13 protein-coding genes and 1 tRNA gene are annotated in these 13,737 nt (G+C 69.2%); 7 read left to right on the top strand and 7 right to left on the bottom strand.

Annotated features, from left to right (window positions below; translation table 11 throughout):
* Window positions 1-606 (bottom strand): c-type cytochrome (locus H0W40_RS00535; protein WP_292441998.1); only part of this gene is annotated, 606 nt, incomplete at its 3' end.
* A gap of 148 nt (window positions 607-754) precedes the next feature.
* Here H0W40_RS00535 and H0W40_RS00530 point away from each other — a divergent pair.
* Window positions 755-830 (top strand) — tRNA-Arg (locus H0W40_RS00530).
* Between the two features lie 47 nt (window positions 831-877).
* Here H0W40_RS00530 and H0W40_RS00525 read toward each other — a convergent pair.
* Window positions 878-1,087 (bottom strand): hypothetical protein, encoded by a 210-nt coding sequence (locus H0W40_RS00525; protein ID WP_292441997.1) that lies wholly within the window; start codon window positions 1,085-1,087, stop codon window positions 878-880.
* A 181-nt stretch (window positions 1,088-1,268) separates the two neighbouring features.
* Between H0W40_RS00525 and H0W40_RS00520 the strand changes: the two genes are divergently transcribed.
* Both H0W40_RS00520 and otnI read left to right on the top strand, forming a co-directional pair.
* Window positions 1,269-1,961: a methyltransferase domain-containing protein gene (locus tag H0W40_RS00520; RefSeq protein ID WP_292441995.1), complete on the top strand. Its 693-nt coding sequence runs from the start codon at window positions 1,269-1,271 to the stop codon at window positions 1,959-1,961.
* A 50-nt stretch (window positions 1,962-2,011) separates the two neighbouring features.
* Window positions 2,012-2,791: a 2-oxo-tetronate isomerase gene (gene otnI / locus H0W40_RS00515; RefSeq protein WP_292441994.1), complete on the top strand. Its 780-nt coding sequence runs from the start codon at window positions 2,012-2,014 to the stop codon at window positions 2,789-2,791.
* Between the two features lie 31 nt (window positions 2,792-2,822).
* Here the strand turns inward: otnI and H0W40_RS00510 are convergent, their stop codons facing one another.
* Together H0W40_RS00510 and pcaD are read right to left on the bottom strand one after the other, a co-directional pair.
* Complete coding sequence (locus H0W40_RS00510) at window positions 2,823-3,389, bottom strand: DUF456 domain-containing protein (RefSeq protein ID WP_292441993.1); 567 nt, start codon at window positions 3,387-3,389, stop codon at window positions 2,823-2,825.
* 41 nt (window positions 3,390-3,430) lie between these two features.
* Window positions 3,431-4,705: a 3-oxoadipate enol-lactonase gene (pcaD, locus tag H0W40_RS00505; protein WP_292441992.1), complete on the bottom strand. Its 1,275-nt coding sequence runs from the start codon at window positions 4,703-4,705 to the stop codon at window positions 3,431-3,433.
* Window positions 4,706-4,841: 136 nt separating this feature from the next.
* Between pcaD and H0W40_RS00500 the strand changes: the two genes are divergently transcribed.
* On the top strand, window positions 4,842-5,897 hold the full coding sequence (locus H0W40_RS00500; protein ID WP_367153713.1) for a septal ring lytic transglycosylase RlpA family protein: 1,056 nt from the start codon (window positions 4,842-4,844) through the stop codon (window positions 5,895-5,897).
* A 438-nt stretch (window positions 5,898-6,335) separates the two neighbouring features.
* Window positions 6,336-7,271, top strand: coding sequence for a DUF4394 domain-containing protein (locus H0W40_RS00495; protein WP_292441991.1), 936 nt, complete (start codon window positions 6,336-6,338; stop codon window positions 7,269-7,271).
* 160 nt (window positions 7,272-7,431) lie between these two features.
* Here the strand turns inward: H0W40_RS00495 and H0W40_RS00490 are convergent, their stop codons facing one another.
* Entirely contained in the window at window positions 7,432-8,952 is a 1,521-nt protein-coding gene (locus H0W40_RS00490; RefSeq protein ID WP_292441989.1) for a CoA-acylating methylmalonate-semialdehyde dehydrogenase, read from the bottom strand.
* A gap of 102 nt (window positions 8,953-9,054) precedes the next feature.
* Between H0W40_RS00490 and H0W40_RS00485 the strand changes: the two genes are divergently transcribed.
* The gene (locus H0W40_RS00485) at window positions 9,055-10,002 is read left to right on the top strand and encodes a LysR family transcriptional regulator (RefSeq protein WP_292441988.1); all 948 of its coding nucleotides are present in this window, start codon (window positions 9,055-9,057) and stop codon (window positions 10,000-10,002) included.
* Window positions 10,003-10,354: 352 nt separating this feature from the next.
* Here the strand turns inward: H0W40_RS00485 and H0W40_RS00480 are convergent, their stop codons facing one another.
* The gene (locus tag H0W40_RS00480) at window positions 10,355-11,665 is read right to left on the bottom strand and encodes a D-amino acid dehydrogenase (protein WP_292441986.1); all 1,311 of its coding nucleotides are present in this window, start codon (window positions 11,663-11,665) and stop codon (window positions 10,355-10,357) included.
* Between the two features lie 131 nt (window positions 11,666-11,796).
* Here H0W40_RS00480 and H0W40_RS00475 point away from each other — a divergent pair, with 131 nt between their 5' ends.
* Window positions 11,797-12,735: a LysR family transcriptional regulator ArgP gene (locus H0W40_RS00475; RefSeq protein ID WP_292441984.1), complete on the top strand. Its 939-nt coding sequence runs from the start codon at window positions 11,797-11,799 to the stop codon at window positions 12,733-12,735.
* A gap of 173 nt (window positions 12,736-12,908) precedes the next feature.
* On the opposite strand, the gene H0W40_RS00470 is transcribed toward H0W40_RS00475, so the two are convergent.
* Window positions 12,909-13,700 (bottom strand): metallophosphoesterase, encoded by a 792-nt coding sequence (locus tag H0W40_RS00470; RefSeq protein WP_292441983.1) that lies wholly within the window; start codon window positions 13,698-13,700, stop codon window positions 12,909-12,911.
* Window positions 13,701-13,737: the final 37 nt, after the last annotated feature.

Genomic DNA, 13,737 nt, shown 5'->3' with positions numbered 1-13,737 from the left:
GGGCGGCGCAGTCGGCGCGGGTGCCGCGGTGGTCGCAGCCGCGCCGCTCAACGCGGGGGCCGGCTCGCTTGCCGCCGCCATGGCGGGCGCCGGCTTGGGCTCCTCGAACTTGGCGCCCCCGGCATTGGCCAGGTGAACCACGGCGCGGCCGATTTCCAGGTCGCTGAAATCGCCGCCGCCTTGCGGGCCCATGGCCCCCTTGCCCTCGAGCGCCGATGTCAGCAGCGCCTCATAGCCGGCGGTGATGCGTGGCGCCCAGGCACCGGCATCGCCGAACTTCGGTGCATTGGCCAGACCGGCGTCGTGACAAGCGGCGCATTGAGCGGTGTAGACCTCGGCACCGGACTTCATCACGCTCACGTCGGTGACGTCGCGGACCACGACCTGCCCGACCGGCGCCAGCCGCTGGGCGATCGCCTGCTCGTCGAGCATTTCGGTGCCCGCGCCCGGTTTAACCGCATTCGACACGAAACTGGCCAGCATCACGATGACGGCGATCGGAATGACGAACGACGCCACCACGGCGATGAGCAACTGCTTGGGCGTGCGGATCGGACCTTCGTGATTGGCTTCCGGATCGGCGTGGGAGGGCACAGGGTCGCTCATGAAATCCTCGGAAAAACTGGGGGGTCGAGCCCCGCGCAGCGCGGTGCGTCGGCAGCCGGTGGCAAAGCCGGGCGATTATAGAGGCCGCCTCCCTGACGAGCCGCGCTGGGCGAAGGCCCGCAAGCGCGCGCGCTAGAATCCACGCCCTGCGTCCGTAGCTCAATGGATAGAGTACTGCCCTCCGAAGGCAGGGGTTGCTGGTTCGATCCCAGCCGGGCGCACCAACGCAAATAAACGTGAGACGCCGGTGTCGACGCGCGCCGGCGCTACATCACGAAGGCGATGGCACCGGTGGTTGTTGCTGCGTGTCGTCACCCTTTGCCGGCTTGCGCCCCGCGTCCTCATCGACAGCCTTGCGCCGCGGCGTGATGGCCGGCGGATCGCTGGCGGGGAAGCTTTCTTCGACGGCCTCGTCGATCAGGTCTTCCTCGTGCTCGGCAGGCGCGGGATCAACAGGTTTCGTATCGGGCTGTGTCGTCATGGTCGTTCCTTCTCGGGCAAAGCATCGTTCATGCGAGGCTCCGTCGGTCGCGCACGTTAGGAGCAATCGCTGTTCCCACAGATCACGGCGCAAGAACACTCTGCGCTTGCAGCAAGGGCCATGGCAGGCACCGGGGTTGCCACACGTAGCATCCACGTCATCCACTTGCTAGGAAAACCTCATGAGAGAAAGCGGAGTGCGAACCGCGGCGCGTCAACCCGAGCCGGAAACATTCAGCGAGCACGCGAGGCCCGGCCCCACGGCCAATGCCGTCGTGCGCACCTACGACCGCTTTGCCCCCTTGTACGACTGGGTGTTCGGTCGAGTACTCGAGCCCGGCCGCAAGGCCATGACGGCAGCGGCCTCGGCCCTGCATCCTGCTTCGGTGCTGGAGGTCGGCGTGGGCACCGGCCTCACCCTCGCCGGGTATCCGCCGGACTCGCGTGTGGTGGGCATCGATCTGTCTGCCGACATGCTGGAGCGTGCGCGTGCACGTGCGGCCGCGATGCCACAGCGCCAGGTGGCCCTGCAGGTGATGAACGCCGAACGCATGGAATTTGCCGATGACAGCTTCGATTGCATAACGGTCCCTTACGTCCTGTCGGTCACGCCGCATCCGGCGCGGCTGGTGCACGAGATCCGGCGCGTGTGCAAGCCGGGCGGCGCGATCCTCGTCGTCAACCACTTCAGTGGCAGCCCGTTCTGGTGGTTGATGGAGCGCGCGGTGCGTTCGGTGGCCGACCGCGTCGGATTTCGCTCGGACTTCGCTTACGAGGAGCACATCCTCGCGCACGACTGGCACGTCGAATCGGTCCGGCCAGTGAACCTGTTCCGGCTGTCGAAGCTGGTCGTGTTGCGCAACGACAAGGCTTAGGGCGTGTTCGCGCGCCACGCGCCACCGCGCGAAGCTGGCAGCATGCGCGCATGCCACGTTTCGCCGCCAACCTGAGCCTGCTCTACACGGAGCATTCCTTTCTCGATCGCCCTGCCGCCGCGGCGCGCGACGGCTTTGCGGCCGTCGAATGCCAGTTCCCGTACGAACACCCGGCCGCCGCCCTGAGCGAACGACTCGCCTCCGCCGGCCTGCCGCTAGTGCTGATGAACGCACCACCGGGTGACTGGGCAGGAGGCGAACGCGGCCTGGCATGCCTGCCGGGCCGCAACGACGACTTCCGGCGCAGCGTCGATGAGGCCCTTGTGTATGCCCAGGCCGTCGATTGCCCGCGTGTGCATGTCATGGCCGGCTGCCTACCGCAAGGCACCGAGCGCGCCGCGCTGCAGGCGGCGTACATCGAGCGCCTGGCCTGGGCCGCAGCGCAGGCGGCCACGGCCGGCGTGGACCTGCTGATCGAGCCGATCAACCAGCGTGACATGCCGGGCTATTTTCTGAACCGGCAAGACCATGCGCACGAGATCGTCAGTCTGGTGGGCGCCGCGAACCTGAAGGTGCAGATGGACCTGTACCACTGTCAGGTCGTCGAAGGCGACGTGGCGATGAAGCTGCGCCACTATCTGCCCCAGGGGCGCGTAGGCCATCTGCAGATCGCCGGCGTCCCGGCGCGCCAGGAACCCGATGCCGGCGAGCTGAACTTCGCTTACCTGTTCGAAGTGATCGACGCGCTCGGCTACGAGGGCTACGTCGGCTGCGAGTACCGGCCGCGCGCCGGCACGAGCGAGGGTCTGGGCTGGCGGCCGGGCGGCTGACGCGACAAGCGGAGCCGGGGCGGCCCGCTCCTCACCACAGCAAGGCCACGACGAACACGCCGATCATCACGAAGCCGAGCGCCAGTTTCACCGCCGTGCCAACCAGCATGCCGATCCAGGCAGCGGTGCCGACCCTGAACGCGCGCCGCGTGTCGCTGTCGACCGGCACGCCCGGCGTCGCGGGCACCAGGCCACCGGCCGGCGGCTGCCGCAGCGCGTAGAGCTCTCCGGCGACCGCGCCCACGAAGGGCATGAACAGCACGCCGATCAGGCCCATGAACAGGCCCACCACGGTTCCCAATGCCGCGCCGATCAGCGCCCACCGGCTGGCGCCGACGCGCTGGGCGCCGAGCACGGAGGCGACGAAATCGATGGCCAGCGCGAGCAGCGCCAGAACGGCAATCGCCGCCACGGTCCAGCCCGAAACCCGCACGAAACCATCGATCCAGGCGCCAAGGAACAGGCCGGCCATCACCAGGAGCGTGCCGGGCAGCACCGGCAGCACGGTGCCGGCCACGCCGATGATCGTCATCACAACGGCGAGCGCCCACCACACGGCGGGGGGAATGCTGGGCAGGAGAGTCGTCAGGGCGTCCATGGCTGAGGTCCGTCAAAAAGTAGAAAGGTCGGGGGCGACGCTCACACGCCGCCGATGAAGTCGCGCACCGCGGCCTCGAACGCGCCCGGCTGCTCGAGCACGCTCAAATGCGCCGCGCCGTCGATGACCACCAGACGCGCCTTCGGCACCGCATGCGCGATGGCCTGCGACATCGCCAGCGGCGTGCCCTGGTCCTGGTCGCCGGCGATCACGAGCGCGGGCACGGCAATTTGCGGCAGCCGCGCGGTGGTGTCCATGTGCATCACCGCGTGGCTGGCGCCAAGGTAGCCCGCCACCGGTGTGCTCACCACGCGCCGGCGCCAGCGCGCCACGGTGGCCGCCTGCGCCTGGCGAAAGGATTCGCTGAACCAGCGCTGCATGGCCGCATCGGCGACGGCCTCCAGGCCGCCGTGCTCGATGGCGTCGATGCGCTGCTGCCAGGCGCTGCGTCCCTCATGTCCGAATCCCGAACTGGAATTGGCGATGACCAGCGCCTTCAGGCGTTCCGGATGGCGCAACGCGAGTTCCAGCCCGACCATGCCGCCCAGCGACAGGCCGACCCAGATCACCGGTCCGGGCTGCAGCTCGGCCAGCAGTCGCTCGGCGTCTTGCGCCAGCGCCGCCATCGTGTAGGGGCCCGGCGGCGCATCGGAATCGCCATGGCCGCGGTGGTCGTAGCAGATCACGCGGTGCTGCGCGGCCAGCGCGTTGGCCAGTTCGTCCCACAGGCTCGCGTCGCAGCCGAGCGCGTGGCTGAGCACGAAGGTGTGCGGGGCCGGCGCGCCGCTGCGCGGCTCTCGCAGCGTGTAGTGCAGGGCGGGGCTGCCCTGGCTGCGCCGCGAGCGGCCGGTACCGGGGTGCACCGCCTCGGTGGCCGGCAGCGGCGGCAGTTCGCGACCGATTTCGCGCAGCAGCCGGGTGGCGATCGCCACGCCCGTGTTGGCGGCCGGCACGCCAGCGTAGATGGCGGCTTGCATGAGCACTTCCTTGACCTCGTCGGGCGTGAGCCGCGTGTCGGCGTGATCGCCCGCGCCCAGGCCGGCGCCGCTGCCGCCGGTGAGTGCAGCTCGCAGGTGCAGCTCGTATTCCTCCCAGCGGCCGAGCGCACAGGTGATGGCCAGCACGATGATGCGGCGCGTCCTGGCGTCCAGGCCAGGGCGGCCCCACACGTCGTTCCAGGCGTAGCGGGTGATGAAGTTCTGGAAGTCGGCGTTGAACGCGTTGGCGTTGGCGACCGACTTGTCGACCCAGGCGTCGCCGAGGATGGCGCGGCGGTTGCGCATGCCGCGTTCGAGATCGTGGTCGTAGGGGTCCATGAACGAGGCCTCGCAATGAATCGAGTTGAGAGCCCGGCCGGCAAAGACGCACCGACCGCGACATGTTCGACAGTGTCGCGCCAGCGGGCGATGCGCGCGGCGGTGGTCCGCGGATCGCTCGGTTATGGTCGCGGCCATGCACGATCGCGCCGCCCCGCCCGTCGGCCCGTTGCCCGGCTTCATCGCCGCGGCCCCCTCGATGGGTGCTGCTCGGCGCTTCGCCGTTAGGCCCGGGCGTTGCGCCCCCGTTGCTGCGCTGCTGCTGGCCCTGCTGCTCGGCGCTTGCGCCTCCGGTCCGCGCACCGGCGGCGGCGACGGCCCCCCTTCGGACCCACCGCGTGGCCTGGAACGCACGCCGGACGCAGTTCCCCGCATCGAGCCGCTGCGTTCGGGCGGCCCGAACAAGCCCTACCGGGTGCTGGGCCGCAACTACACGCCGGAGGCGCGAGACGTCCCCATGCGCGAGCAAGGCCTCGCTTCCTGGTACGGCCGCAAGTTCCACGGCCGGCGCACTGCCAACGGCGAGGTGTACGACATGTACGCGATGACGGCGGCGCACAAGACGATGCCGCTGCCCAGCTATGCGCGGGTGCGCAACCCGTCCAACGGAGCCGAGATCGTCGTGCGGGTCAATGACCGCGGGCCCTTCGTTCAGGGCCGCGTCATCGACCTGAGCTACGCGGCGGCCCGGAAGCTGGGCGTCGACGGCGTGGCGCCGGTGGAGGTGGAGCGCCTCACCTTCGAGGCGATCCGCACCGGCGAATGGCGCCGGCCGACGCGGGTCGCGCCCGGCGACATCACTTCGGGCGGCGCCGTGGCCGCTGCGCCGACGACGGTCTCGCCGCCGCCCGCTCAGACGCAGCCGGCGGTGAGCATGCCGTCGCCATCGGCGGCTCCGGCCACTCCGGCGGCAGAGATGGTTCAACGCGCCGCGGAGCCCACCGCGAGTGCCGACACGCATGGCTTCTGGGTGCAGCTCGGCGCCTTCCGCGAACGCGGTGGTGCCGAAGAGTTCCAGCAGCGCGTCTCGGCCGATCTCGACTGGCTCGCGCCGCTGATGGCGGTGTTCAGCGATGCGCCGCTGTTCAGGCTCCAGGCCGGCCCTTATGCGTCTCTCGACGACGCGCGCGGCGCCGCCGAGCGGGTGCGCGAGGCGCTGCGGCTGGTGCCGGTGATCGTCGAGCGGCGTTGAGCCGCGGCTCGCCGCCGGGCTCGGCCCCCTGCGAGGTCGATGATCGCGATCGACGACACGTTGCCGATCGCGCCTCCGTGACCCGTGGGGTCGACATCAGGGCCTGCGCCGCTGCCTCGTCGCGCACGAATTAACGGCAACGGCCCCGCCGCGGCGTGCGGCCAGGCGTGCGGTGGATGCAACGATGCCGCGGCCAGCGAGGGCGATGGCGATGGCGATGGATGGCGCTGCCGCTGGCGCCGGTGACGAGCCGCACGTTTTTCATGCCTGCACGGCCATCAGGTCGGTTGTTATCCCGCGTTCAGGGGGGGTCCAGCACAAAAGCGGCATTCATAAGCATCTGTGCACATCTTTTGCCCGTTGTCTCGGTGTGTGCTGGTGGATTCCCACTGCGCACGTCCGGACGTCAACCACCCATTCTTCAGCACAGGAGTTCCCATGCAGAAATTCTTCAAGCGCAGCGGCGTCGCCGCTGCCATGGCCACCGCGTTGGTCGCGGCCGCCCCGGCTTCTGCCGAAACACTGATCGGCCTGACCGTGACCAACAGGCTGGTCACCTTCGACAGCGGCAACCCGATGTTCGGCGGCCCGGAGATCGCCATCACCGGCCTGGTCGGCGACGAACGCCTGCTGGGCATTGACCTGCGCCCCAAGACCGGTGAACTTTTCGCTGTGTCGAACGCGAACAACCTGTACACCCTGAATGCCGGCACCGGCGCGGCGAGCTTCGTGGCGGCACTCTCTTCACCGCTAGCCGGCAGCTCCTTCGGCTTCGACTTCAACCCGGTGCCCGACAACGCCGCCGCCGGCCCCAACTCGCTGCGCATCATGTCCGACAGCGGCCAGAACCTGCGCGTGCAGGTCGCCACCTCCGGCGGCGCCACGCCGGCCGGCAACGTCATCGTCGACGGTGCACTCAACGGCGCCACCAATCGCCTGGACGGCGTGGCGTATGCCAACAACGACCGCGATCCGGCCACCGGCACCATGCTGTTCGGCATCGACGCCACCTCGGATTCGCTCTACAGCCTGAACGCCAACGCCGGCACGAGCACCCTGCTCGGCGGCCTGGGCCTGGACGTCACCGCGGTGGTCGGCTTCGACATCGCCGGCACCGGCAACCGAGCCTTTGCAGCGCTGGTGATCGACGGCGTGGGCGATGCCAAGACCGGCCTGTACGAGATCGATTTGGCAAGCGGGGCGGCCACGTCGCTGGGCCTGTACGGCATCGGCGGCCTGAGTTCGGGCGCTTCGCAGCTGCAGGGGCTGACCGTGGCGGCGATCCCCGAGCCTTCGACCTATGCGCTGATGCTGGCCGGCCTGGCCGGCGTCGGCTTCATGGCCCGCCGCCGCTCGGCGAACGCCAAAAGCTGAGGCCCGCGTGCGCCGCTGAACGCGGCAGCCGTTGCGATAGTCAAGGCACCCGCGAGCCGGAAGGTGGCCGTGGAGCCTCTTCGGAGCGCAAGCGGCTGCCGGCGCCCCGGCAGACAACGAAAAAGCGAGGCTTTCCGGCCTCGCTTTTTTTCACCGGGTCTTACTTGGCCGTCGGCATCGCGAATTCGGCGCCCTTACCAGTGCTCTCCGGCCAGCGCTGCATGATCGACTTCTGCCGGGTGTAGAAGCGCACGCCCTCTTCGCCGTAGGCGTGGGTGTCGCCGAACAGGCTCTTCTTCCAGCCGCCGAAGCCGTGCCAGGCCATCGGCACCGGGATCGGCACGTTGATGCCGACCATGCCGACCTCGATGCGCCGCGCGAACTCGCGGGCAACGTGGCCGTCGCGGGTGAAGCAGGCCACGCCGTTGCCGAACTCGTTGGCATTGACCAGAGCGACCGCGGCCGCGAAGTCGGGGACGCGCACGCAGCACAGCACCGGGCCGAAGATTTCCTCGCGGTAGATCGTCATCTCCGGCGTGACGCGGTCGAACAGCGTGCCGCCGATGAAGAAGCCTTTCTCGTGACCGGCGACGCGGTGGCCGCGGCCATCGACCACCAACTCGGCACCTTCTTGCGCTCCCTTCGCGATCAGGCCCTCGATGCGCTCCTGCGCCGCCGCGGTGATGACCGGGCCCATTTCCGCATCGAGCTCCATGCCGTTCTTGATCTTCAACGATCGCGCCCGCTCGGCCAGCTTGGGCACGATCTTGTCGGCCACGTCACCGACCAGCACGGCCACGCTGATCGCCATGCAGCGCTCGCCGGCCGAGCCGTAGGCCGCGCCGATCAGCGCATCGACGCTTTGCTCGAGGTCGGCGTCGGGCATCACCACCATGTGGTTCTTCGCGCCGCCGAGCGCCTGAACGCGCTTGCCATGGCGCGCGCCGGTTTCGTAGATGTAGTGCGCGATCGGCGTGGAGCCGACGAAACTGATGGCCTTGACGTCGGGGTGTTCCAGCAGCGCATCGACCGCCAGCTTGTCCCCCTGCACGACGTTGAACACGCCGTCCGGCAGTCCGGCGCGCTTGAACAACTCGGCGATGAAGAGACTGGCGCTCGGGTCCCGCTCGCTCGGCTTGAGCACGAAGCTGTTGCCGCAGGCGATGGCCACCGGGAACATCCACATCGGCACCATGACGGGGAAATTGAACGGCGTGATGCCGGCCACCACGCCCAGCGGCTGGCGCAGCACCCAGTTGTCGATGCCGGTGCCGATCTGGTCGGTGAAGGCCGACTTGAGCAGCTGCGGCGCGCCGCAGGCGAACTCGACAATCTCGATGCCGCGCGTGACCTCGCCCTGGGCGTCGGTGAAGACTTTGCCGTGCTCGGCGGTGAGCATCGCGGCGAGCGTGTCGCGCTCCTCGATCAAAAGCTGCAAAAACTTGTTGAGCACCCGCGCTCGCTTGAGCGGCGGCGTGTCGGCCCAGGCCGGAAAGGCCGCTTGCGCGGCGGCCACCGCGGTGTTCACTTCGGCCTGGGAGGCCAGTGCCACTTGGCGCGCGACCGCGCCGGTGGCCGGGTTGAACACCGGCTGGCGGCGCCCGCTGGTGCTCGCGACCTTGCGGCCGTCGATGTAGTGGCCGATTTCGGCCGTGGCGGTGAAAGCTTCGGGGGCGCCCATGATGATCTCCTTGCAGGTACAACGCTTAAGACTAGGCGCTGCACGCCGGGCTGAACAGGCGAAGGAGCTGACTTCATTGTTCGCTGTAGTGAACAATGGGCGATGACGACGACACCGACGCCGCCGCTGTGGGCCCACGTGCATGCGCTCGGGCTGGTTGCGCAGCTCGGCAGCTTCACGCAGGCCGCCCAGCGGCTCGGCCTGTCGAAAGCGGCGGTGAGCCAGCGCATCGCCGAACTGGAGCGCAGCGTGGGCGTGCCGCTCCTGCAGCGCACCACGCGCAGCGTGCGGCTCACCGAAGCCGGCCGGCAACTGGTCGACGAGACCTCGGCCGGCTTCACGCAGATCGAGCAGGGCCTGGCCGCCGTGCGCGACCTCGCCCTGCAGCCGCGCGGCCTGCTACGGGTGAGCGCCCCGGTCGCCCTCGGTCGCCAGCAGGTGGCGCCGCAGCTCGAACCCTTCCTGCGCGCCTGGCCGGGTATCCGCGTGGACCTCGCCCTCGAGGACCGGGTGGTCAACCTGGCGCACGAGGGCTTCGATCTCGGCGTGCGCCACACCAGCACGCCGCCCGACAGCCACGTCGCCTGGAAGCTGTGCGCGTCGCGGACTTTGCTGGTCGCCACCCCTGCTTACCTGCGCCGGCGCGGAGTGCCCGAGCATCCGGGCGATCTGGCCGCGCACGACTGCGTGGCCTATCTGCGCCCCGGCCCGGCGGTCTGGCCCTTCGAGCGGCTGCCGGTGCGCGGCTCCCGTGCCGCGGCGGAGCCGGAGCGCGTGCGCGTGACAGTGAGCGGCGCGCTGCGCGTCAACAATTCCGAAGTGCTGCGCGACGCGGTGCTGGCGGGCCTGGGCATCGGCCTGTTGCCCGACTTCAGCGCCGCGGCCGCGCTCAAGGCTGGGCGCCTGCGCGAGTTGCTGCCGCTGTGGCGGCCGATCGGCTTTTTCGGCGATGCGGTGTACGCGCTGCGGCCGTGGAGCCCGCAGGTGCCGCGAGCGGTGCGTGCGCTGGTCGAGCATCTGCGTGCCGCGCTCGCCGCCGGTTTCGGCTGAGCCAAAAAAACAGCCCACCCGTTGAAGGGTGGGCTGGGGAAGTCCTTCAGAAAGGACGTCGTTGGGACCGGTCACTTCGCGGGGCACAGCCGCCTGCGAGGGCCGACACGCCGAGTTCCGAAGAACAGCGCGGCAGCGAATCCGAAGACTGTAGAAGTCGGCTCGTTGCGAACCCATCCCAAGAATGTAGGACCGGGCTTGCACACCGGCTGTGCGCACCGTCCATAGCGACGCAGCGAGACTTCTGCGGCGGCCATAAAGACCCGGCAACCTTGCCCCGGCTGTGCGCACGGTCCATAGCGACGTAGCGCGACCGCAGCATGCTCCCCGTTGCGTGCGGCGCGCCGCGTCTTCACACGCTCGCCGCGAGTTCTCCCAAGGCCCGCGGCGCCGGCTGGCCGTGAAAGCGAAAGTCCAGCGCCGGGCGCTTGCCGCTGATCAATTCGGCCAGCGCGCGCCCGGAGCCGGCGCCATGCGTCCAGCCCAAGGTGCCGTGGCCGGCGTTGAGCCACAGGTTGGCGATGCGGCTGCGGCCGATGTAGGGAATGTTGGTGGGCGTGCTCGGTCGCAGGCCGGCCCAGAAACTCGGCTCGTCCAGATGCGCCACGCCGGGAAACAGCTCCTCGTAGCGGCTCACCAGCGCCGCGCAGCGGGTGCGCGCGGTCGGGCCGTCCAGGCTCGTGTCGTAGCCCGCGAGCTCGGCGGTGCCGGCGATGCGCACCTGGTCGCCCAACCGCGAGATCGCGATCTTGCGGCTGTCGTCGATCATGCTCACGACGCTCGCGCGCTCGGGCACCTTGAGCTTCAGAGTCGCGGAGTAGCCCTTGGCCGGATAGATGTTCAGGTTCACGCCCAGCGGCCGCAGCAGCGGCGCGGTGAAGCTACCCAGCGCGGCGACGAAGGCATCGGCGCGCAATTCGCGGCGCTGCTGTGTCGCCGTGTCGATGACGTGCGCGGCGCTGATCTCGCCGCCGGTGCGCTCCAGCGCCTGCACCGCATGGCCGAACAGGAAGCGTGCCCCGCGCAGGGTGCAGCGCTGCGCGAGCTGTTGCGTGAACACGCGCGCATCGCCCGACTCGTCGCTGGGCGTGTAGGTGCCGCCGGCCAACTGCGGGCCGTAGGCGGCCAGAGCCGGCTCCACCTCGAGCACCTGCCCGGGCGACAACACGCGCCGGTCCACGCCGTGCCGGCGCATCAGCTCGGCGCCCGCGGCACCGGCCTCGAAGTCCCTCTCGCTGGAGAAGAAATGCAGGATGCCGCGCTCGATGCGGTGATAGTCAATGCCCGTCGCCGCAACCAGGGACTTGAGCGACTCCTGGCTGTACCGGCCGAGGGCGACGAGCTGTTGCACATTGCGCTCGAAGGCGGCGTCGCTGCATTGGCTCAGAAAAGCGAGGCTCCAGCGCCACTGCCAGGGATCGAGCCGGGGGCGAAACAGCAACGGCGAATCGGCCCGGGTGAGCCACTTCAGCAACTTGAGCGGCGCCTGGGCATTGGCCCAGGGCTCGCAAAAGCTCACGGAGATCTGCGCGCCGTTGGCAAAGCTGGTTTCCATGGCCGCGTCGCTCTGGCGATCAACGACGGTGACCTCGTGGCCTTGCTCGAGCAGGTACCAGGCGGTGCTCACGCCGACGATGCCGGCACCCAGGACGATGACTTTCATGAAAGATCCCTTCGAGGCTTCAGGCCGTTCGCGGTGCCTCGATTTTGCGGAGACGCCCCGCTGAAGTGAAGCGACATTAACGTTATTCTTTATTCATTAGCTTTTCTGATAGCGGAAGCGCAGAACACGCCATGCAAGACCTCGATCCCGCCGCCCTCGACTGCCTGGCCGCGCTCGCCGACGACGGCAGCTTCGAGCGTGCCGCGCAGCGCCTGTCGATCACCCAGTCGGCCGTCTCGCAGCGGCTGCGCGCACTCGAAACGCAGTCGGGGCAGTTGCTGGTGGTGCGCTCCCGGCCGCTGCGGCTCACCGAACCGGGCAAGGTGCTGCTGCGCTTCGCCCGCCAGATGCAGGCAATGCGTGCCGACGTGGCGCGCGAACTTGGCGAGCAGGTGCAGTCGCAGTCGCGGCTGCCGATCGCCGTCAATGCCGACAGCCTGGCGACCTGGGTGCTGCCGGCCCTGGACCCTCTGGTGCAGCAGGGGCTGCAGGAGGGATTCGGGCTGGAGCTCATCGTCGACGACCAGGACTTCACTCACGAGTGGCTGCGCCAGGGCCAGGTGCTGGGTTGCGTTTCCACCGTGGCGCGGGCGCTTCGGGGCTGCCGCGTCACGCCGCTGGGGGCGATGCGCTACATCGCGGTGGCCAGTCCCGGCTTCGTTCAGCGCGAGCTGGGCGGTGACGCAGCCGGCGGTCTGCACCGCGGGAACTTTGCGCGCACGCCTTTCCTGGTCTTCAACCGCAAGGACGACATGCAGGCGCAGTGGGTGGCTCGCGCCTTCGGCGTGCGCGCGCCGAAGCTGGCAGAGCGCTTCGTGCCTTCATCGGAGGCCTACGTGCGGGCGGCGGAACTGGGCTGGGGCATCGGGGTCGTGCCTGAGCTGCAGGCGCGCGAGCGCATGCAGCGCGGCGGGTTGCTTCAGTTGCGACCGGAAGTCGGCATCGACGTGATGCTGCATTGGCACCAGTGGAAGCTGGGCAGCGAGCTCGCGGCACCGGTACGTGCGGCGCGGCTCGATGAAGTCGGGGCGGCACTGGTTGCGGGCGCTGAGCAGGCCCTGCGCCATTGAACTGGTGCGGTGCCGGCGGCCGGCCGGAGCGTTGTGGCAACGAGTTACGGGCGCGCGACTTCGAGCCCTCCTGATCCATCGAGCGTTCGAGCCCGATCCTGCTGGACCCTCTTACTTACTGGCGTGCCGCCTCGACGAGGCGTCTTAGCATGAACCCATACCGCCCCGCACCATCACACAGTCATGCACTTCAAACCGTCGTGCCCGTTCGACTCGCCTTTCTGGCTGTGACCGCGCGCGTTGCTGACCACGCGGGTGAAAGCGCGCGGCGTGCCTGCGGGGTGGGCAACCCGGTAGTCATGTCGGCAGTGCAGGTGCCCGTGCAGCCACAGGTCAGCGAGCGGCAGCAGGTCGTCATCGGCATTGCAGAAGCTCGCTGTGCCCGGCTGCTCGCCGTAACGCGGATCGACGCTTCGTAGGCTCGGAGCATAGTGAGTGATAACTACTGTTGCATCGGCCTGCTTGGCGTCATCGGCAGGCCCCGAAAGCGTTCGGACCAGCCAGTCGCGACAAGCCAACGCCTCTTCGCGCACGGCCGCCGCGTCGAGCACCAAGCCGTCCCGCGTGGACCGCATCACCTCGACGAAATACCGCGCAGCGCGTTGGCAGCGGTCACGCCGGGCCTCGCCGAAGAGGTCGAAATCGCACCAGCGCGTGGTGCCGACGAAGCGGATGCGCCGCCCGTCGTCACCGCGCAGCACCCGCTCCTCGCGTTCGAGCAGGTCGATGCCGAGCGCGGTGCAGCGCGCCCGCAAGGCCGGCCAGGCGGTGTTCAGTTCGCGCCGGTCGAATTCATGGTTGCCGGCGACGAAGAGCACCGGCCGCGGCCAGGACGCAAAGCGCTCCAAGCCGACCCAGGTGCTGTCGATGTCGCCGGCCAGTATTAGCAACTCGGCGTCGGGCGCCGGCTGCGGCGCGAAGGCTTCGGTTTCTAGGTGCAGGTCGGACAGCAGTTGCAAGCGCATCGCGGCTGGCCCGGTTCAAACCGCGCAGACCGCGTAC

It is taken from the genome of Methylibium sp., from assembly GCF_013817345.1.
GTDB lineage: Bacteria > Pseudomonadota > Gammaproteobacteria > Burkholderiales > Burkholderiaceae_C > Methylibium.
The sequence above is the reverse complement of the archived record's forward strand: the minus strand, read 5'-3'. Positions and strand labels throughout refer to the sequence as shown.